Source organism: Natronoarchaeum sp. GCM10025703 (genome assembly GCF_042661985.1).
In the GTDB taxonomy this organism is placed as follows: domain Archaea; phylum Halobacteriota; class Halobacteria; order Halobacteriales; family Natronoarchaeaceae; genus Natranaeroarchaeum.
In genome coordinates this window covers 2474079-2493915 of the sequence record NZ_JBHSZF010000001.1, presented here as the reverse complement: position 1 = coordinate 2493915, position 19837 = coordinate 2474079, and the positions used below count along the sequence as shown (strand labels likewise).

Annotated in this window: 14 protein-coding genes and 7 pseudogenes; 13 read left to right on the top strand and 8 right to left on the bottom strand. The window is 64.6% G+C overall.

The features are described 5' to 3' along the window. Positions 1-82 precede the first annotated feature (82 nt). From ACFQH2_RS13950 to ACFQH2_RS13935, 4 genes are read left to right on the top strand one after another with little or no spacing between them, the layout of a single operon-like run. The gene (locus ACFQH2_RS13950) at positions 83-373 is read left to right on the top strand and encodes a hypothetical protein (protein WP_377054579.1); all 291 of its coding nucleotides are present in this window, start codon (positions 83-85) and stop codon (positions 371-373) included. Then, entirely contained in the window at positions 370-576 is a 207-nt protein-coding gene (locus ACFQH2_RS13945) for a hypothetical protein (protein ID WP_377054577.1), read from the top strand. The genes ACFQH2_RS13950 and ACFQH2_RS13945 overlap by 4 nt, the downstream gene beginning before the upstream one ends. Beyond that, on the top strand, positions 573-803 hold the full coding sequence (locus tag ACFQH2_RS13940) for a hypothetical protein (protein ID WP_377054575.1): 231 nt from the start codon (positions 573-575) through the stop codon (positions 801-803). Before ACFQH2_RS13945 ends, ACFQH2_RS13940 begins: the two co-directional genes overlap by 4 nt. After that, positions 800-1846 carry a site-specific integrase gene (locus ACFQH2_RS13935; protein WP_377054573.1) on the top strand — a complete coding sequence of 349 codons (1047 nt, stop codon included), beginning with the start codon at positions 800-802 and terminating at the stop codon, positions 1844-1846. The genes ACFQH2_RS13940 and ACFQH2_RS13935 overlap by 4 nt, the downstream gene beginning before the upstream one ends. Positions 1847-2083: 237 nt before the next feature. Here ACFQH2_RS13935 and ACFQH2_RS13930 read toward each other — a convergent pair whose 3' ends face one another. Continuing rightward, positions 2084-3049 (bottom strand): phosphotransferase family protein, encoded by a 966-nt coding sequence (locus ACFQH2_RS13930; RefSeq protein ID WP_377054571.1) that lies wholly within the window; start codon positions 3047-3049, stop codon positions 2084-2086. Between the two features lie 83 nt (positions 3050-3132). Then, positions 3133-3653, bottom strand: a pseudogene (locus tag ACFQH2_RS13925) (HAD family hydrolase); the annotation flags it as partial. A 163-nt stretch (positions 3654-3816) separates the two neighbouring features. On the opposite strand from ACFQH2_RS13925, the gene ACFQH2_RS13920 reads away from it, so the two are divergent. After that, positions 3817-4851, top strand: coding sequence for a Gfo/Idh/MocA family protein (locus tag ACFQH2_RS13920; RefSeq protein ID WP_377054567.1), 1035 nt, complete (start codon positions 3817-3819; stop codon positions 4849-4851). A gap of 107 nt (positions 4852-4958) precedes the next feature. Here ACFQH2_RS13920 and ACFQH2_RS13915 read toward each other — a convergent pair whose 3' ends face one another. The 5 genes and pseudogenes from ACFQH2_RS13915 to ACFQH2_RS13895 form a co-directional block, all read right to left on the bottom strand. Further along, the gene (locus tag ACFQH2_RS13915) at positions 4959-6176 is read right to left on the bottom strand and encodes a Gfo/Idh/MocA family protein (protein WP_377076849.1); all 1218 of its coding nucleotides are present in this window, start codon (positions 6174-6176) and stop codon (positions 4959-4961) included. A 44-nt stretch (positions 6177-6220) separates the two neighbouring features. Further along, on the bottom strand, positions 6221-7189 hold the full coding sequence (locus ACFQH2_RS13910) for an ABC transporter permease (RefSeq protein ID WP_377077002.1): 969 nt from the start codon (positions 7187-7189) through the stop codon (positions 6221-6223). 82 nt (positions 7190-7271) lie between these two features. Next, a pseudogene (locus ACFQH2_RS13905) lies at positions 7272-8404 on the bottom strand (ABC transporter permease). Continuing rightward, positions 8401-9980 (bottom strand): annotated as a pseudogene (locus ACFQH2_RS13900) (ABC transporter ATP-binding protein). The pseudogenes ACFQH2_RS13905 and ACFQH2_RS13900 overlap by 4 nt, the downstream one beginning before the upstream one ends. A 33-nt stretch (positions 9981-10013) precedes the next feature. Beyond that, positions 10014-11014, bottom strand: a pseudogene (locus ACFQH2_RS13895) (BMP family lipoprotein); the annotation flags it as partial. Positions 11015-11249: 235 nt separating this feature from the next. On the opposite strand from ACFQH2_RS13895, the gene ACFQH2_RS13890 reads away from it, so the two are divergent. The 3 genes and pseudogenes from ACFQH2_RS13890 (at position 11250) to gfcR (ending at position 13830) form a co-directional block, all read left to right on the top strand. Then, positions 11250-11801 carry a DUF6663 family protein gene (locus ACFQH2_RS13890; RefSeq protein ID WP_377054555.1) on the top strand — a complete coding sequence of 184 codons (552 nt, stop codon included), beginning with the start codon at positions 11250-11252 and terminating at the stop codon, positions 11799-11801. A gap of 171 nt (positions 11802-11972) precedes the next feature. After that, positions 11973-13031: a glucose 1-dehydrogenase gene (locus ACFQH2_RS13885; protein WP_377054553.1), complete on the top strand. Its 1059-nt coding sequence runs from the start codon at positions 11973-11975 to the stop codon at positions 13029-13031. A 41-nt stretch (positions 13032-13072) separates the two neighbouring features. Beyond that, positions 13073-13830: pseudogene (gene gfcR, locus ACFQH2_RS13880) on the top strand (transcriptional regulator GfcR). 21 nt (positions 13831-13851) lie between these two features. On the opposite strand, the pseudogene ACFQH2_RS13875 reads toward gfcR, so the two are convergent. After that, a pseudogene (locus ACFQH2_RS13875) lies at positions 13852-14492 on the bottom strand (bifunctional 4-hydroxy-2-oxoglutarate aldolase/2-dehydro-3-deoxy-phosphogluconate aldolase). Positions 14493-14658: 166 nt separating this feature from the next. On the opposite strand from ACFQH2_RS13875, the gene ACFQH2_RS13870 reads away from it, so the two are divergent. The 5 genes and pseudogenes from ACFQH2_RS13870 to ACFQH2_RS13850 all read left to right on the top strand — a co-directional run bounded on the left by ACFQH2_RS13870 (position 14659) and on the right by ACFQH2_RS13850 (position 19832). Beyond that, positions 14659-15246: a DUF7110 family protein gene (locus ACFQH2_RS13870; protein ID WP_377054549.1), complete on the top strand. Its 588-nt coding sequence runs from the start codon at positions 14659-14661 to the stop codon at positions 15244-15246. An 80-nt stretch (positions 15247-15326) separates the two neighbouring features. Then, on the top strand, positions 15327-15662 hold the full coding sequence (locus ACFQH2_RS13865) for a DUF7577 domain-containing protein (RefSeq protein ID WP_377054547.1): 336 nt from the start codon (positions 15327-15329) through the stop codon (positions 15660-15662). Positions 15663-15757: 95 nt separating this feature from the next. Then, complete coding sequence (locus tag ACFQH2_RS13860) at positions 15758-16732, top strand: phosphoadenosine phosphosulfate reductase family protein (protein WP_377054545.1); 975 nt, start codon at positions 15758-15760, stop codon at positions 16730-16732. A gap of 132 nt (positions 16733-16864) precedes the next feature. Next, positions 16865-19431: pseudogene (locus tag ACFQH2_RS13855) on the top strand (calcium-translocating P-type ATPase, PMCA-type). Between the two features lie 107 nt (positions 19432-19538). After that, on the top strand, positions 19539-19832 hold the full coding sequence (locus tag ACFQH2_RS13850) for a DUF211 domain-containing protein (protein WP_377054541.1): 294 nt from the start codon (positions 19539-19541) through the stop codon (positions 19830-19832). Positions 19833-19837 lie beyond the last annotated feature (5 nt).

Genomic DNA, 19837 nt, shown 5'->3' with positions numbered 1-19837 from the left:
GGCTACACCCGTAGCTGAAAGAGGTGGGATACCGGGACGGCGCAGGACGCCGCCCCGGAGAAGGTGGTTCCGACTGTGTGTGATGAGCGAAACCACGTTCACGGGCGATACTGCCCGCACGAGCAGTGAGGAATCGCTGACTGATAAGTATCCTGTCCTTGAGATCCTCTCGGAGGCGGAACTCGAAGCCTACGAGACGGTCGAACTCGGGACCAGCGGCGTCCGCGAGTTCGCACGCCAGACTGACCGGAAACCGGGGACGATCTCGACGCTACTCCGACGCGCCCGCCGGAAGATCAAACTCGAAGTGCTGGAGGGTGACGGCGACGCGGTGCCGTTCGAGGGTGGCGACGTGCCGGAGGGATCGGCATGAGCCTGATCGGCGAGTGTGACGACTGTGGTATCGAAGGTGCCCAGCTCCGGTACAAGCCGGACGTCCCTGCCGATCGGCAGACCCGCCCGTCGATCTGTTCTCGCTGCCGTCACGATCGGGAGGCGCGGATCGCCGAGCAGCGCCGTGAGCGTGGGCTGGAAATCCCGCCCCACGTCGACGCCAGCGGAGGTGTCGAGAAGTGAACCCGCTCGACAAGCGCCACTGGACACGGGTGCAGACGATCGCCCGCGCGGCGGCCTACCAGCTCGCCAGTGGCGCGGCCGAGGACCCGGCGAGCGCGGTCGCGCAGGTCGACGACTCGGTGAGTCCGGCTCGCCGTGCTGATGCCGAGTGGCTGGTCGACCAGTTCAAAGACCAGATCGCCGAGGACGACTTTCCGGCGGCGAGCGTCGGAGGTGGGTCAGCGTGAGTGAGGACCTGGAGCCGATTGCCCCGAACAAGGCGGTCGATCTGTATCTCGAAGCCCGTGATGACACGTCCGAGAAGACGATGGAGACGCAGTATTACCGCCTTCAGGCGTTTCTGGCGTGGTGTGACGAGGAGGGCGTTGCGAACCTCAACGACCTCACGGGACGTGATATGTACGCCTACCGCATCTGGCGTCGAGAGGGTGGCTACAGTGATGTAGACGAAGAACTCGCCCCGAGTACGCTTCACGGCGACATGGCGACGATGCGCGCGTTTCTACGGTTCTGTGGAGAGATCGAAGCCGTCCCGAAGCAGCTCTACGAGCAGGTGCCGCTGCCGAGTGTGGACGGCCATGACGTGAGCAAGTCCACGCTCGACCCGGACCGAGCGGTCGAGATCGTTGACTGGCTTGGTCAGTACGAGTACGCGAGCAAGAAGCACGTGATCATGCTGGTCCTTTGGCACACCGGGTGCCGGACCGGTGGATTGCGTGGGCTGGATCTTGGAGATCTCGACCTGGACGGGAGCCGTCCCGGCGCGAGTGGTCCGGCGGTCCATTTCGTTCACCGGCCGGAGACGGGGACGCCGCTGAAGAACAAGGAGAAAGGCGAGCGCTGGAATGCGATCAGTGCGTACGTCGCGACGACGCTACAGGACTTTATCGACAGTCCACGGAAAGACGTTGTCGACGACGAGGGGCGCCAGCCGCTCCTGACGACGAGACACGGTCGAATGAGTCCGTCGTCGATTCGAGACGCGGGGTATCGGACTTCCCAGCCGTGTTATCGGGGGAAACCCTGTCCGCACGACCGTGATCCGGAGACCTGCGAGGCGACGGACTACGCGAAGATCAGCACGTGTCCGTCGTCCCGGTCGCCCCACGATGTCCGCAGTGGCCGGGTGACCGCGCACCGACTGGCGAATGAGGACCGATCGCTCGTTTCGGATCGGTTGAACGCGAGCGAGGATATCCTCGATAAGCACTACGATCGACGAACTGAGCGGAAGAAAGCCGAGCAGCGACGCGACTTCTTGGAACTATGAAATCGACACACGATAAGCCGAATGCAACGACGACGACGTACCGTAATACGGGGAGGGCGGACTTTTCTTGCGAATAACGTGAGCAGTGAAACGTCCAACCGAGCCGATTTGAGCAGCGAGTGGGAGGTGAGCGAACGGGAACGAGTGAGTTCAACATCGGGGAGGGCGAACTTTTCTCACACTCGAACTGCAAATAGACCGAGCGAGCAGACCCGCGTTCACACCTGCCACGCCCCCTCACACTCCCGCCAGCACGTCCTCCAGCGTCCCCCGGTGAAACGCCACGGCTTCGTCCCTGCCGACGGGCGGATAGCGCGGGTTCGTCACCCTTCCCGAGGAATCGACGGCGCTCTCGGCGATGGCGGCGGCGCGATGGACCGGACGGATCGACGGGTAGTCGTTGACAGCGGTGTATCCGTCCCGGAACGCCTGCCGGAGCGGTTCGGGGTCCTCGACGTACCAGTCGGCGATGAGATACTCGGATTTTGCGACCGAGAGCGCAGGGGCGGCCGCAAGCGGCGCTTCCCAGTCCAGCACAGCGGTAATCGAGCCGTTGGCGATCAGCGCGTTACCGGGGCGGAAGTCCCAGGGGAACAGGCGTGCCGCGGGGTCGGCCTCTGGCGGGGTCGCGAACAGGTCCCGCAGGTCGCTCCGGAGCGGATCGAACGCCGGTGGAAGCCGGTCGATGGCCCGGCGTCCGTACTCCTGGAACCACGTCTCCCAGTCGTCGTGCTGCGCGGTGAAGGAGCCCTCAGTCAGCACGAGCGTCCCGTAGGCATCGAACTCGAACGCCTCGTGAAGCCGTCCGAGAGACTTGCCGAACCACCGGGCGATCTCGCGTCGCGTCTCACCGTCGACTGTCGTAAACTTCTCGTGGAGGTCGTCGCCGGCGACGTAGGCGGTGAGCATGTACGCGACGCCGTCGTGGGTGCCCGCGGCCAGTACGGGCGGGACTGGCACGAAGGTTCGTTCTCTGATCTCCTGCAGGAGGGCCGCCTCGGTCCGGAGCCACGTCCGCTCGTCACAGACCTGCACCACGACCGGCCCGCGCTCCTCGAATCGGGCGACTGCGGTCCGCTTGCGGCTTCCGCGGCGAATCGGCTCGACGTCGACTGGCGACTCGTCGAGCGTACAGAGCGCAACGGCCCCTGCGGCGCGCAACGACCCGCTCTCGAAGGCATCCGCCAACAGCGTCTCGCTCATCGCTCACCCCGCAGGATCGACGGGAGTTCCTCGATGGAGTCGACCACGTATTCGGGTTCGTAGGACCCGGCCGAGTCCCCGCTGTTCTCGCGGAGCCATACGGCGGACAGCCCTGCGTTCTGTGCCCCGGCGACATCGTAGGGGAGCGAGTTACCGATGTACAGGGCTCGTTCGGCGGGAACCCCGAGTTCCTCGAGGGCACGGTCGAACGGTAACGAGTGGGGTTTCGCCCGGGGAGTTCCGCGCCGTAGACGAACGAATCGAACCGATCCGTGATGCCGAGCGTGTCGAGTTTCGTCCGCTGCCCGTCTTTCGGGCCGTTCGTGACGACGGCCATCGGGCCGCATGTCGCGGCGCTCTCCAGGGCCGCCTCCGTACCGGGGAGCAGCGTCACTGCCCGATTCTCGATCACCGATGCCAGGCTCCGGCCGAGCGCGATCGGATCGACGTCGGTTCGCCCGTGCTGGGCGGCTACTCGCGCGAACCCCGCGCCGAAGTAGCCGATCCGGTCGTCGTGGTCCGGCGGCCCCTCCAGAGCCGACCAGAGCGCCGCTGGCTCGCCGAAAGGCGTCTCCCCGACGAGTTCGAACGCCCGCTCGTACATCGCCTGGGTGTCCTGCGTGCGACGGCACAGCGTGCCGTCGAGATCGAACAGTACCGCATCGAACTCTGCCACGTTCGGTAGTTGGTCCTGCCGCACAAAAACCCCGCGTCGGGGGAGACAGTTGGGGGATACGTTCTTGTCCCGTCGCTCGGAGGTGTAGCGTATGTCGTGGACGTTCGTCTGTGCGAACTTCGATCAGATGCACATGAACAGAAACATCGAGTGGGTAGCGGACCACCCTGACGCCGAACTCGTCGGCGTCTGTGACGATACGCCGCGCACGTCGACGGGGTCGATGGCCGAAGCCGTGGGCGATCTGGGCATCCCGGACGATGCCGTGTATGACGACCTCGATGCCTGTCTGACGGCGACCGATCCAGATGTGCTCGTCGGCTGTCCGCGCAACTCCGAACACGCCGCCTTCGTCGAGCGCGTCGCGCCGTACGACGTTCACCTCGCGATCGAGAAACCGATCGCGACGACCCTCGACGGTGCGGATCGGATGCTCGATGCGCTGGCCGACTCGGACCGACTGTTCGTCATCAACTGGCCGGTCATGTGGCGGCCCGTGATGCACGAGGTTCGACGGCTTGTCGCCGAGGGGACGATCGGCGACGTCATCGAGGTCCAGTACTACGGCGGGAACTCGGGTGCGCCGCCGGAGGATAGCTGGTTCTACGACCCGGAGGAGGGCGGCGGTTCGATGCTCGATTATCTCGGCTACGGTGCGACGTTCTCGACGTGGTTCCGGGGCGGCGACCTCCCCAGTGCGGTCACGGCCGAGACGTACGTCCCCGAGGAACTGGACGTCGACGTCCAGTCCTCGACCATCTGCCGGTTCGACGAGGGGCTCTCGACGTTCCAGACGTCCTGGCGGATGCTCACCGATCCGTGGGAGATCCAGCCCCACCCACCGAAAGGCTACGAAATCGTCGGCACGGAGGGCGCGATCAGCACCAGAGAGCGTGGCGCGCCGATCCGCGTTACGACGGAGTCAGCCCCCGATGGCTACGAGGTCGAGCCCTCACCCCTCCCGGAACGGTTCGAGAACCTCGTCACCTACGTCGTCGATCTGCTGGAGACCGGCGACGAACCGGCCGGACCCGCCGATCCCGGGTTCTGTCGTGCCGCCCACCGGATCGTCGAGACGGCGCGTCGCAGCGCTGCTTCCGGCGAGACCCTCTCGCTGATCGAGTAGTGCTGATGGAATGCTGGGTCGCGAGCGCCAGTCCGCCACTCCCGCGCAGGCATGCCGGCCCGCGGGTACCAGTCTACTACTCTCGCGCTGGCGGCGGCGTATACCCCTCAGCTCCGCCGTCTGCAGGTCGAGGTCCTCCCCCAGTTCCGCGGCCCGGTACGCCGCCATACAGAGCCGTAAGACGTCCAGTCCGTCGTACAGGTCGAGGGCAGCGTTCTCCCCTGCTCGAACGCGTCGACGGCGTCGCGGTTCTCGGCGACGTATCCGCCGTCGATCACGCTCGCAGCGGCGATCGGAATCCGCCCGCTGGTGGCGGTCTGTTTCTCGGCCCAGCCGTCCTCGCCCCCGATCGCATCCGAAACGAAGACGCTGGATGACTCCTCGTCGGTGACGACCTGGCCCGAGTACTCGGGGCCGAGCAGTTCGATCGACCGGCGAACGCCCGCGCCGACGTAGCACCACGACCCAGTCGCTTCGGAGAGCACCCGCTCGCCGTCTGCACTCTCGTAGTGAACCGTTGCCCGTGCGTAATCCTCCGCCGGATCGGTCTCGTAGTCGACGCCGTGCTCTTCCCGGAGTTGCCTGGCGTACTCCTCTTTGTCCCACTTCAGCGTCGCCGTATCGGCCGAGACCGAGACGGCGTCGAGGCCGCCGTCCGGGCGCTCCGGGTCGGACAGCAGGACGTGGTTGCCGGCCAGCGCGTGACAGAGCATATCGGTGAGCGCGCCGCCGCCCTGTCGGGTGCCGTCCCAGAACCAGGCCGAGTGTGGCCCGGCGTGTTCTGCCTGCGACCGGGCGACGTACGGTCGGCCCGCCTCGCGGCCGTGTTCCCAGAGCAACGCCCGGAGCTTTCGGATGTCCGGTTCGTGTGGCCAGTTCTCCAGATAGGCGTGTGGCAGGCCGACGCTCTCGATACGGTCGACGATCCGTCGCGCTTCCCGGAGATTTCTGGCGACGGGCTTCTCCATCGCGATACCGTCCAGTTCGGCACCGTCTTCGACTGCGTCAACGGCGGCGTCGACGACATCTTCCCGCGTGAAGTTCGGGCTGGTGACCCATAGCCCGTCGACCGACTCGTCCGCGACGAGCGCGCTGACCGCGCCCTCGCCGTAGACCGTCGGATCGCCCAGCCCTTCAGTCCGGCAGCGCTCTGCGACGGTCTCAGCGTTCTCTCGCGTCCGGTTCTGGATGGCGGCGACGTGGACGCCCGGCAGGTACTCGACGCTCGGGACGTGTGCCTCGCGGGTGATGAACCCACAACTGATAAAGCCAATACCGAAACTCTCCCCCATGTGTGAGACGCCGTTGCGGGACACATAGTTCATCGGTGTCCCCGGGACGGAAACGACGTGTCCCCGGGATGGGCGCGTCACTCCTCGCTCTCGTACGGTTCGCCGACGCGCGAGGGCATCCGCGTCGAACCGTAGAACGTCAGCACGACGATCACCACGACGTAGGGGAACAGATCCACCAGACTGGACGGCAGTGGTACGCCGATCGTCTGGAACTGGATCTGTAGCATGTCCATAGCCCCGAACAGGAGTGCGGCCAGAAACGCACCGATCGGGTTGTAGTTCCCGAAGAGGTACGCGACGATGCCGATCCAGCCCCGTCCGTCGACGATTGTCATCCCCGACCCGATGAAGTTGCCCGTGACGCCGAGAGTCAACACCGCGCCGGCCAGGCCGGCCATCGTCCCGGAGAAGATCACCGCGGCGTAGCGAACGCGGTTGACGTCGATCCCCGCCGTGTCGAGTGCTTCGGGGTTCTCTCCGGCCGCCTGGAGCCAGTAGCCGTACCGGGTCCTGTAGAGGAACACCCAGGCCCCGAGCGCGATGGCGACGGTCAGCAGGACAAACGGCGATGCGCTGAAGAGGACGGGACCGAGCACCGGAATCCCGGAGAGTACCGGGAGATCGAGACTGCCGATCCGACCGACCGTCCCGCTGTTGCGGCTTCCCCAGATCAGGATCGCGGTGAACGGGCCGAACCCGAGACCGATGAACCAGACCGCGAGGCCGGCGACGATCTGGTCCGCCTCGTACCGGATCATCAGCACCGCAAACAGCGTCGTCAGCAGGGCGCTGATCAGCACTGCGACGACCAGCCCGATCCAGAGATCGAACTGCGTCACCGCGCCGCTCCCGGAGACGAGCGACGCCGCCGCCAGGCCATTGACCGCGCCGAAGATCATGAACCCCTCGACGCCGATGTTGAAGACGCCGCTCTTCTCGGCGAACAGGCCGCCGATTGCGACGAGCGCGATCGGGGTTGCCGCACTTAAAGAGCGGTCCAGATAGCCGAGCGTGAGCAGTCGTGCCAGCCCAGATCCTGCCAGACGACGACCGCCCCGGCGGCGGCTATTACCGCGATCAGGCCAGCGATACGGACCGGGTGGCGGGTCAGGTAGCCGGCGACGCTCACTGGCGCTCACCTCCGAGGCCGGTCCGCTTTGCGGCCATCCGGAACAGTTCGGGTGCCGCGACGAACAGCACCACCAGGCCGATGACACCGTCGATCAGTTGCGGTGGGACGTCCGAGGCGACGTTGATGTACTGGCCGCCGGCATCGAGGCCGCCGAACAGCGCGCCGGCAGGGATCACGCCGAGCGGGTGGTTCGCCGCAAGCAAGCTTACCGCAATCGCGTCGAAGCCGTAGGTGTCGATGCCGTTTGCGTTCGGCGTCGCGTTCGCGTGCATGACGATGAAGAGCGCGCCGAGGACGCCCGCGACCATCCCCGAGATGGTCATCGTCCGGACGATGGTTCGCTTGGCGTCGACGCCCGAGTAGACGGCCGCAGACTCCTGATGGCCGCTGGTGACCATGTCGTAGCCCGCTCTCGTGCGCGTGAGTAGGACGTAGATGAGCACGGCGATACCCAGCGTCGCCACGAGGCCGAGCATCGAGAAGTCCGAGCCATCCAACAGAACTGGCGGGAGTTCGGCGTACTCCGGGATGGATGCGGTGCGCGTCGCCGACTCGCCCTCCCCCGGAACGGCCCGTCGACGAGGAAAAACACCACCCCGATGGCGATGAAGTTCAGCATGATCGTGGTGATGATCTCGTTGGCGTCCGCGTAGGCTTTCAACACGCCCGGCAGGGCGCCGTAGGCACCGCCCGCGGCGACGCCGCCAAGCGTCCCGACGAGTAATAGGCCGATGCCGCCGAGGCGGTTCGCCGGGAGCAACGGCGTCAGCCAGAGAATGGTCATCGTCGTCGCCAGCATGCCGACGATGAACTGGCCCTGAACGCCGATATTGAACACGCCGGCGCGGAACGCGACAGCGACCGCCACGCCGGCGAGGATGAAGTACGAGGTCTCTCTCAGCGTGATCGTAAGCCGTCGCTCCGTCCCGAAGGCACCGTAGAGCATGTCGTTGACGAACATGAGCGGGTCGTAGCCCGCCGCGGTGACGACGACCAGACCGATCAGCAGCGCCGTGACGGTCGAGGCCAGCGCGAGTGCGACCCGTTCGATGGGCGTGGCGCTGAGTAGCCGCGCGGCGACCCCATCGAGCGCGTCCCGGGCGCGGCCGGACTCCGCGTCGCTCATGTATCACCTCGAACGTCCGACCGGCGTTCCAGCGATTCGTCCGATCCGTCGAGCGTGTTGCCGGTCATCAGCAGTCCTGCTCCTGGTCGGTCACATCCTCCGGGTCGACGGTGTCGACCACCCTACCCTCGTACAGCACTGCGATCCGATCCGAGAGCTTCTGTATCTCTTCGAGTTTCGAGGAGACGAACACGACTGCGACCCCGTTCGCCCGCAGTTCCAGCAGTCGATTGTGGATGAACTCGACGGAGCCGATGTCGACGCCGCGGGTCGGGTGAGATGCGACCAGCACGCGTGGCTCGTGGTTGATCTCTCGGCCGACGACGAACTTCTGCTGGTTGCCGCCGGAGAGCGAGGCCGACCGCGCGGTCGGTTCCGGCGGTTCGACGTCGTACTCCTCGACGATGTCGCGTGCGTGATCGTGGACCGCCGTCCAGTCGACGAACCAGCCGTCGACGAACGGCGCGAGTGTCTGATTCCCCAGCAGGGCGTTCCGGACCAGATCGTATTCGAGGACGAGTCCCTCGCGCTGTCGGTCCTCCGGGACGTAGACGATCCCTCGCTCGATCCGGTCGCGGCGGGACGTCTCGGTGATATCCTCACCCGCGAACCGGAGCCGTCCCGAGTCGACGGGACGGAGGCCGGTCAGCGCCTGCACCAACTCGGACTGGCCGTTCCCCTGGACGCCGGCGATGCCCAGGATCTCGCCTTCCCGAACCCACGCGTCCACGTCCGTGACCTGTTCGAGACCCCGATCACCGCCGACGTGAAGCCCGTCGACTTCGAGAATGCGCTCTCCGGTCGTCGCGTCGCGTGCTTGCCGGTCGAACAGCACCTCTCTGCCGACCATCATCCGCGCAAGTTCCTCTTTCGAGGTTCCGTCCGCATCGACGGTGCCGACGGCCTCTCCGTCCCGCAGCACCGTGATCTCGTCGGCGATTTCCATCGCCTCGTCCAGTTTGTGCGTGATGAAGACGACCGAGCGACCCTGTTCGGTGAGTTCGGCCATCAGGTCGAAGAGCCCCTCGACCTCCTGTGGTGTCAACACGGCTGTCGGCTCGTCGAAGACGAGGCTCTCCGCGCCGCGATACAGGCTCTTGACGATCTCGACGCGCTGTTTGACGCCGATATCGAGGTCCTGTACTGGCGTGTCGAGATACTGATCGACGTCGAACTCGTACCGGTCACAGAGCGCCTTGATCTCCGCTCTGGCCCCCTCTTTGTTCACGAGCCCCCGGTCTACCGGTTCGTGGCCGAGGACGACGTTCTGGAGGACCGTCATCGGCTCGACGAGCTGGAAATGCTGGTGGATCATCCCGATACCGGCGTCGATAGCGTCCCGAGGGCTGGTGAACTCCCGGCCTTCGCCCTCGACGACGATCCGTCCGGCGTCCTGATCGTACAGCCCATAGAGCACGCTCATCAGCGTCGTCTTCCCCGATCCGTTCTCGCCCAGCAGCGCGTGGACGGTGCCGGCTTCGAGCGTGAAATCGACCTCGTCGTTGGCGACTACGTCACCGAAGCGCTTCGTGATGCCGTCGAGACTGACGACAGTCCTCGTATCGTTTCTGCTCATTGTAGTGTGAAAGCCGATAGTGTACAGCGACCAGCAGCCGTCGGCCTCACACGGGACGTCGATATCGCCGTCGACGATCCCCTGTTTCGCCTCGTCGAGGTTCTGGCCGACCGCATCGGGAAGGTTGCCCTCGAAGGCCTGCCCGATCACGGCGTCGACCGCCTCCTCTTCGAGTCCGAGGAGGTTGTGTTCGCTCGCGATACTGTCGAAGTCGTCCTCGAAGGCGGCCTGAGCGGCCTCGTTGGTCCCCTGGTCGATGTACTTCACTGCGGAGCCGATAATGACGTCCTGGAACTCCGGGAGCGTCTGTGACTGGTCGGCGTCGACACCGATTGCGAACCTGCTCTCTTGCTGTGCGGCCTCGATCGCGCCAGCACCCGCCGCCGCTGCGGCGTGATAGACGATGTCCGCACCGTCCTGGAACTGTGAGGTCGCGATGTCGTTAGCGACGCTCGTGTCGCTGAAGTTGCCGATGTAGCCGGTGCTGATCTCGATGCCCTCCTCGACCCACTCCGCACCGGCGATGTAGGACTCCTCGAAGGCGTTGATCAGCGACCCGTCCTGGCCCCCGACGAACCCGACGTGGGCGTTCTCCGGATCGTTCGAGCTCCCCCGTTTTCGAGTTCACGTGTCGTCATCGTCCCCGCGAGCACGCCGGCGAGATACGACATCTCGTGGTTTGCCCACGTGTACGACGCGACGTTTGGCTCGTCGAGCGGGTCGTTGATCAGCATCCAGTTCTGATCCGGATACTCCGGCGCGTTCTCCTCCAGCGGCGAGGTGTGCTGGAATCCGACCAGTACGATGAGTTCGGGGTCGGTCTCCGCGGCCTCCACCTGCACGTCCCCGAACGCGGTGGTGTCCGTCTCCTCGATCCGGTTGATCTCGAAGTCGTAGTCGTCCTGGGCGTTCTCCAGGCCCGATAGCGCCATGTCGTTGAACGCCTTGTCGTCGAACCCTGCGTCGCTGGAGATGATCGCAATCTCGTCCCCCCGCTGTCGTCGCCCAGGCAACCCGCTGCCCGACGCCCCCAATGGTGGCGCTCGCAGCGAGAAACGCCCGGCGATCGACAGTTCCTGTAGTTCGTCCCCCGAGTCGTGATGGCTATCTGACCTTTGAGCCATAGTTAATGTATTTTCGTACTGGTATATAACCCTAACAGCGGCCTTTCCCCGAATGATCGCTCACTACCGTCCGTCGACCCGGGGCAGGCGTCTCACCGGCCCGCTTTCTCAACACTAATCAGCGCGGAGCGACCAGTACTACCCAATGCGACAGACGACCGAGGGCCGGTTTCGCGTACTCCCCGGCCGTAGCGACGACGAACTGCTCTTTCTCGACGTCAAATCAGCCGATCCCAGCTACGTTCCGGCGGTCGATGCGCTCGCGGTCGGCAACCTCGTCGAGGCGACTTTAGAGTGGGAGGACAACACCCCGTCGATCACCGAGTACAGCGTCGTCGAACCGACCACGTTCCGGTTCGTCCGGACACACGAGACGGCCTTCGAGGCCGCGCGGGAGTGTTTCGACGCCGCCCGCGCGGAAGGAGAGGCCATGAACTCGCGGATCACTCGGGACATGGATAGCCAGCCAAACGGCGTGGTCTACACCTTCGCCGAGCAGTCCGGCGAGCGCGACCTGTTCGGCGAGTTTCGGGACGGCGTCAAGCCGCTCGAACCGCTGGTCGCGCGTGCCGCCGAGGCGGCCGATCCGCCCTTCTCGGTCTGGGTGCTCGACCCGGCAGAGCCGTTCGTTCTCGTCTATATCGTTCTCGGCCCGGACAGCCTGCTCGAACAGACGATGCAGGACACCTATCTATAGAGTCGTGATGACGAGCGGAGTCCCCCGTGTGGGGATGAATCCGGTTGCGCTCGGCCCCGCGATCAGGTACGCGATACGGGAAGAAGAGGAAGCCCCGGGGGCCCGACCACCGTCAACTGCCCCCAATGACAAAAAAGAAATTATTTGCGCCTCGATACCATCCCCAGAGACATGCAAGCGATAGCGGTCCGACGCGGTGAGGACCAGCCCACTATCATCGAGAAACCCAGACCTGATCCGGGCGAGGGCGAAGCGCTCGTCCGTACTCTCCGCGTCGGCGTCGACGGTACGGACCACGAAGTGATCAGCGGCTCTCATGGCGGCCATCCACGGGGCGAAGACCATCTCGTTCTGGGACACGAGGCCGTCGGCGTCGTCGAGGAGTCGGGCGACACCGACCACGAGGTGGGCGACATCGTCGTCCCGACAGTCCGCAGACCGCCGGGTGAGACGAACGAGTATTTCGAGCGTGACCAGCCGGATATGGCACCCGACGGCGAGTACTTCGAGTGTGGAATCGTCGGCGCACACGGCTTCATGTCCGAGTTCTTCACCGCCCCCGGCAAGTATCTGATCGAGATTCCCGAGTCGCTCGCCGAACTGGGCTTTCTCGTCGAACCGATCAGTGTCTCGGAGAAGGCCTTCGAGCACGCCTACGCCTCGCGCTCGGCGTTCGAGTGGTCGCCCGAGAGCGCGCTAGTACTCGGTAACGGCAGTCTGGGACTGCTCACGCTCGCGATGACGATTCACACCGAGGAGTTCGATCGCACGTACTGTCTCGGTCGGCGCGACCGGCCTGACCCGACCGTCGACATCATCGACGAACTGGGCGCGACCTACGTCGACTCGCGCGAGACGCCTGTCGACGAGGTGCCGGCCGCCTACGAGGGAATGGACTTCGTCTGCGAGGCGACGGGCTACCCGCCCCACGCGTTCCAGACGATCGACGCCCTCGCGCCGAACGGTGTCGGTGCCCTGCTCGGCGTCCCGGATCCGTGGGAGTTCGAGATCGACGGCGGCGCGCTCCACGAGGAGTTCGTCCTGCACAACAAGGCGCTCATCGGTAGCGTCAACTCCAACGTCGACCAGTTCCGGTCGGCGATCGAGACGCTCGAAGCGCTCCCCGACTGGCTGTTCGAGGACCTCGTTACCGGCGTCTACGGCCTCCCGGAACTCGAAGACGCCTTCGAGGACGGGGACGACGTAATCAAGACCGCAATCGAGTTCTAGGGCCGATCGCCTCTTTCTGTCTTCCGTGGTTCTCTCTCCGGATGCCGACGGACCAGCAGCGACGACGGCGAGTCCTATCGTCGGGATCGGTCGTCAGAACGTCCTGGCGGTCACCCCCTCGCAGTATTTATAAAATACGGTCACGAAGAACGGATATGAAAAACGTTGACGATCTCATCGAGAGCGCGGCAGAGCTTGCGGACCGTGGTCTCTCGAAAGGAGAGATCGCAGACGAATTGAACGTCTCACGGGAGACCGCGAGCTGGTTAGTAGAACGCAGCGGTACCGGCTCGGAGGCGACCGACACCACTGCGCCGGCACAGGCGACCGGCGGTCCGGCCGACATCCACGTCGACTGGAGCGCGATCGGCCGTGATAGCTCCCGGCTTGCCCACATGGGTTCCGCGATGGCCGATATGCTCGAAAAACACGGCGAGGACGTCGATCTCACTATCGGCATCGAGAAAGCAGGCGCGCCGCTCGCGACGACGGTCGCCGGCGAACTCGACACCGATCTGGGGACGTACGCCCCCGCAAGCACCAGTGGGAAGAAGGCGACATCGAGGACCTCGGCGGTAGCTTCTCGCGGAACTTCGCCCAGATCCGCGACCGGCAGTGCTACGTCGTGGACGACACCATCACCAGCGGGACGACGATGCGCGAGACCGTCGCCGCGATCCGCGAAGAGGGTGGCGAGCCGGTCGCCTGCATCGTGCTGGCGGACAAACAGGGGATCGACGAGATAGAGGACGTTCCCGTCTACTCGCTACTCAAGGTCATCAGCGTCGGCGAGGAGTAGTCTGCTCAGTCCGTCGCTCCGTTACCGTGCGTCTTCGACAGCCGCGACGAGCGCTTCCGCGTTGTCGGTGAGCACATCGTAGTCGCCGGCCGCGATTGCTTCGTCGTCGATCAGCGACCCGCCCGCGCCGACGGCGCAGGCACCGGCCTCGATAAACTCGCCCGCGTTGTCCGGTCCGACCCCACCAGTCGGAACGATCGGAATCTGACCGAGCGGTCCCTTGATGCTTCCGAGATAGCTCGGGCCGAGATCCGAGGCAGGAAACAGTTTGACGAGATCCGCGCCGGTCTGATAGGCCTCGATGGCCTCGGTCGGTGTTGCGACACCTGGCGCGACGACTGCGCCGTAGCGGTTACAGGTTTCGACGACGTCCTCGTGAAAGCTCGGGGAGACGACGAACTCCGCACCTGCAAGCAGTGCAGCGCGGGCCGTTTCGGCGTCTAGCACCGTTCCTGCGCCGACGAGGACGTCATCGCGGTCCGCGTACGTCGTCGCGAGATCCTCGATCATCTCCATCGCGCCGGGCGTGTCGGCTGTGACCTCGAGCGTCGTGACGCCCCCTCGATCAGGGCCTCTGCGACCTGTGCGACATCATCCTGTTCGACGCCGCGTAGCACTGCGATTACTCCACTATCGACCAGTTGTTGCATGTCCTCGTGCATACTCATGGCTCGGGCTTCTCGATCCGTCCGCATAACTGCTTTTCTTTGGCAGTCACTGGATTGTTCCTTTCGGATACCTTGCGAAAGAATGAAACGAAAGGCCATATAAGCGACGGGGCCCTACTTAGTAGTAACCGAGCGGCCGTCGTAATCCCTCGACACCACCATGTCAACAGATAATTCCAGCCACGTATATCGGCTCCACTCGACACTGGAACTGCCACTCGAAGATGTCCACGACTTCTTCGACGACCCAACGCTACCCGAAGGCATCGAGGACGTCGATATCACTCGTCGCAATAATACGTTGATTCTGAAAGCAGTCGCGACCGACAAGTCGCTGAGCAAATATACACCGACAGCACAACTGAAAGCCAGCGTTACCGAGAACCGCGTCTACGAGGAACCCGAGGAGGTCCGCCGCCAGCGGGGCGGCCCGTCGTGGGGCGACGAAGAGGAGGACGAACCGGAGTCCGAACTCGTGGAGTTCGCCGCGTTCAAAGGCGACCGCGAGACCGTCCTGCAGAACACCACCCTGCAGTACGAGATGTTCCTCGTGCTCTGCGAGATCGCAAAACAGTCCGAGAAAGGGACACTGACAGCGATCACCGAGAACGACGGCGATCTCGAAGCCACCCGAATCGTCGACGGCGACCCCCGGCCGAGTTCGATCGAAGTCGTCGAAGGCGCGGGCGAGGGCGATTCGAGCGGCGGCGGCGTCAACTGGCGCGACAACAAGTTCATATCGGAATAAGCGCGTCGCTACCGCACAGCGCGATGTCCTGTCACACACTCGAAAATAAACGTATTTTTGTCGCACCGTTACAGGTTCGCATGGAGGAGCCGTCGACGCTCACAGTCCTGTGGCGGCTCGCGGTCACGGTGTTCGTTATCGTCGCGCCGACGCTCATGTTCATGGGGCTTTTGCGAGGCCTGGAGATACTTCGTGACGACGAACTCATCAACAAGTACGTCGAGGGCGATACTCTCGACGTCGAGGACACTGACGAACTGCTGGAGGTGCTCGCCGAGGACACTGCCATCGACAGCGACGGCGAGCCGTCGATGGACGGGTTGCGAGACGACGAGACCATCCGCTGTCAGCACTGTGGCGCGCCGAATGGGACGACTGCGACCTACTGTAGCGAATGTCTGGAACCGGTCGACTGATCGATCCCATCAACCACCAAGTGTTACGTCAACGACCACCACACGGTCAATGACCCATAAGCACTTTACCGATCCTAATTATATCTAATTACACGATGAGTCAGAACGACGTTCCCGAGTACGCCGACGTCGACTACGACGACGGTACGGACGAGACGCCCGAGGAGTACGGCACCCTGCAGGACAAAATCGAGAAGGCGATCGAGGTCACTCGACGCGGACTCGAAGAGTACGAGAACCCCGCCGTGATGTGGACCGGCGGCAAGGACTCGACGCTCACGCTGTATTTCATCAAAGAAGTCGCCGAACGGTACGACCTCGAGGTGCCGCCGGCGGTCTTCATCGACCACTTCCAGCATTTCGACGGTCTCCACGACTTCGTCGACCACTGGGCCGAGGAGTGGGACCTGGACGTCATCTACGCGCGTAACGAGGACGTCGGCCAGTACGTCGAGGAGCACGGCCTCTCGCCCGGGGACGACATCCCGATCGACGACCTCTCCGAGCACAACCAGCACCACGTCCGAGAGATCCTCGAGTACGAGGAGGACTCCTTCCCGTTCCTGCTGGACACCTACGTCGGCAATCACCTGCTCAAGACCGTCGCGCTGAACGACGCGCTTGAGGAGCACGACATCGACGGCGTCATCTCCGGCGTGCGCTGGGACGAGCAGGAAGCCCGCGCCGACGAGACGTTCTTCAGTCCGCGCCACGACCCGGACATCTACCCGCCGCACGACCGCATCCAGCCCATCCTCCAGTTCGAGGAGCGCGCAGTGTGGGATGCCTTCTGGCACTACGTCGTCCCGGACACGGTCGAAGGGTTCCCCGAGGAGGGCTACATCCCCGAGAGCGCCGAGGATCTCCCCGAAGGCATCGAGACTGACGACGTGCCCATCTCGCCGAAGTACTTCGCCGGGTTCCGCTCGCTCGGCAGCGAAGTATCGACCGAGAAGACGACAGAGGAGCCTGCATGGCTGCAGGACCTCGAAGACACGACCGAACGCGCCGGCCGCGCCCAGGACAAAGAGGACCTGATGGAGCGCCTGCGCGACCTCGGCTACATGTAGATTCGGTCGACGGTCTCCGGTAGCGACTCCACCCCTTTTCGACGGCCGACACCAGTCCCGACCAGTGGGTCTATCTATCAGAACTCAAACTGGTCACATACGATTTTGGATCCGCGTACAGTAGTGTAAACTGTGTCCGATCCAATCCACGCGACGCCACCGGAACGCGTCCTCGCGGACTGCGATTCGCGACCGGAGGGGCTGACCGATGACGAGGTCCAGCAACGTCGCGAGGAGTACGGCGAAAACGAGATCGTTCGGGGCGGCGGCCGCTCGCCGTTCGGGATCTTCCTCGCACAGTTCGATAGCGTCCTGATCTGGGTGTTGCTCGTCGCGGCCGGACTGTCGATCTGGGCGGGCCACGCCGTCGACGCGGTCCTGATTACGATCATCGTCGTGGCCAACGGGCTCTTCGGTTTCGTACAGGATTACCGTGCCGAGCGCAGCCTCGAATCGCTTCGTGAACTGACCACGCCGACGGCGACCGTTCGACGCGAGGGAGAGGAGCGCGACGTCGACGCCACGGCGCTTGTCCCCGGCGATATCGTCGTTCTGCAGGGCGGCGATGTCGTTCCCGCCGACGGACGGCTTCTCGAGGCAACCGATCTGGACGTCGACGAGGCGGCGCTGACCGGTGAGAGCGTTCCGGTCTCGAAAGCGGCGTCCGCAGTCGAGCGGGACACCTCTCTCGCCGAACGCGTCTCGATGGTCTACAAGGGGACGAACGTCACCCGCGGAAAGGGCGTCGCTGTCGTCACCGGAACGGGGATGGAGACCGAGGTCGGCGAGATCGCACAGGAACTCGCGGCGACCGAAGCGACGCGAACGCCGCTACAGGACGAACTCGACGAACTGGGCCGGACGCTCGGTCTGGGCGTCCTCGTCCTCTCGGTGCTGGTCGCACCGCTGTTGCTACTCCGGGGCACGCCAGCGGTTCAGGCCGGGTTAACCGCCGTCTCGCTTGCGGTCGCCGCGATTCCGGAGGGGTTGCCGGCAGTGGTCACGTTGACGCTGGCGCTGGGCGTCCGCCAGATGTCGGCGGAGAACGCGCTCGTGCGACGGCTTCCAGCGGTCGAGGCCCTCGGTGCCGTCGACGCCGTCTGTACCGACAAGACGGGAACGCTCACGAAAGGGCAGATGACCGTCAGCACCCTGTGGACGAACGATAGCGTCCTCGAAGTCGACCAGGAGACGGCAGCACTCTCCGAGCGCGAGCACCTGCTGCTACGGATCAGTGCGCTCTGTAACGACTCGACGCTCGACGACGACGGTGACCCGACCGAACGGGCGTTGCTCGAAGCGGCCGACCGTCACGACCTCGATATCGACGCTCTCCGGGAGGAGAACCCCGGACCGACGAGGTGCCGTTCTCGTCCGAACGGAAGTGGATGGGAACCGTCCACGACGACGTTGGCTACGTGAAAGGCGCACCGGAGGTCGTCGTCGACCACTGCGATCGGATCCTGACCGACGACGGACCAGTGGCGCTCTCCGCGGACGCCCGCGACCGGATCGAGTCGATGGTCGGGGAGTTCGGCGACGACGCGCTTCGCGTCCTCGCGATGGCCTACCGCGAGGAGCCTGCGGACGCCGAGGATCTCGCCGAGGGCTTGACGTTCGTAGGGCTGGCAGGGATGATCGATCCGCCACGGGAGGAGGTCGCTGATGCCATCGCGGCGACCCAGCGCGCCGGCATCGACGTGAAGATGGTGACCGGTGATAACGTGAGGACGGCGCGAGCGATCGCCGAATCCCTCGGGATCGGCACGCAGGCCCTCGCCGGCAGAGAGATCGAGGGAATGGCCGACGACGTGCTTCGCGAGCGAGTCGACTCCGTCGACGTCTTCGCCCGAACGTCACCGGAACACAAGGTTCGGATCCTGCAAGCGCTCCAGGCCGAGGGCCACGACGTCGCGATGACGGGCGACGGCGTCAACGACGCCCCGGCACTGAAAAACGCCGACGTCGGCGTCGCGATGGGGGAACGGGGGACCGACGTAGCACGGCAGGCGTCCGACATCGTGTTGCTAGACGACAACTACGCGACGATCGAACGCGCGGTCGAACGCGGGCGAGCGATCTTCGACAACATCTGGAAGTTCGTCGCCTACCTGCTTAGCGCGAACGTCGCCGAGGTGGCTATCGTCTTCGTGGCCTCGCTGTACGGCTACCTCATCCTGCCGGCGGTCCAGTTGCTATGGATCAACCTGCTAACCGATGGACTCCCGGCGCTCGCCCTCGGTGCCGACCCCGAGAGCGGCGACGTGATGGAGCGGCCACCGCGCGATCCCAGTGGCGGGATCATCGGCCGCCAGATGATCGGACTGATCGGCGGCATGGGTACCGTGACTACCGTGACCCTGCTCGCGCTCATGTTTTACACGCTGGAGGGTGCGGCCGCAATCACGCCGTACACGATGACGATGGTGTTTACGGGATTCGTCTTCCTCGAGTTTGCGGGGCTCTACGTCATCCGCTGGCTACGGGAGACGCCGACGCTATCGAACCCGTGGCTGATAACCGCCGTGGCGGCGTCGATCATCCTCCAGCTTGCCGTCCTGTATACGCCGCTCAACCGCTACTTCGGGACGGTGCCGCTTGGCACGGCGGACTGGGGGCTTCTCGCAGTCGTTCTTGGCATCTGTCTCCCGGGGTATTTCGCCGTCGCCGCGCTCGTCAAACGGATGGAGCGGCAGTGATGCGGCCGACGCTCTGGGGTTTTCCCAGGCACTCCTCGCGCTGTTCGGGTATCTCGATGGATCACGCTCCCCCAGCGATAAGGCCGCCGATGGTGTTACTTTGGAGCATGACACCACCATTACGGCGTCTCGTCCTCGACGTCCTGAAGCCGTACGACCCGGATATCCTGGAGTTCACTGCCACTATCGCCGACTGCTCGGGAGTCACTGGTGCCAACACCGTCCTGGTCGAGACCGACCGGAACGTCCAGACAGTCAAAGTGACTCTCGAGGGCGACGACCTCGACGCTGACGCCGTCGAAGCGACCGTCGAGAGGATCGGCGGCGCGGTTCACTCGATCGATCAGGTCGTCTGCGGCGACCGCCTGGTCGAACAGAGCGGGACGCCACAGGATCGGTGAGTCGG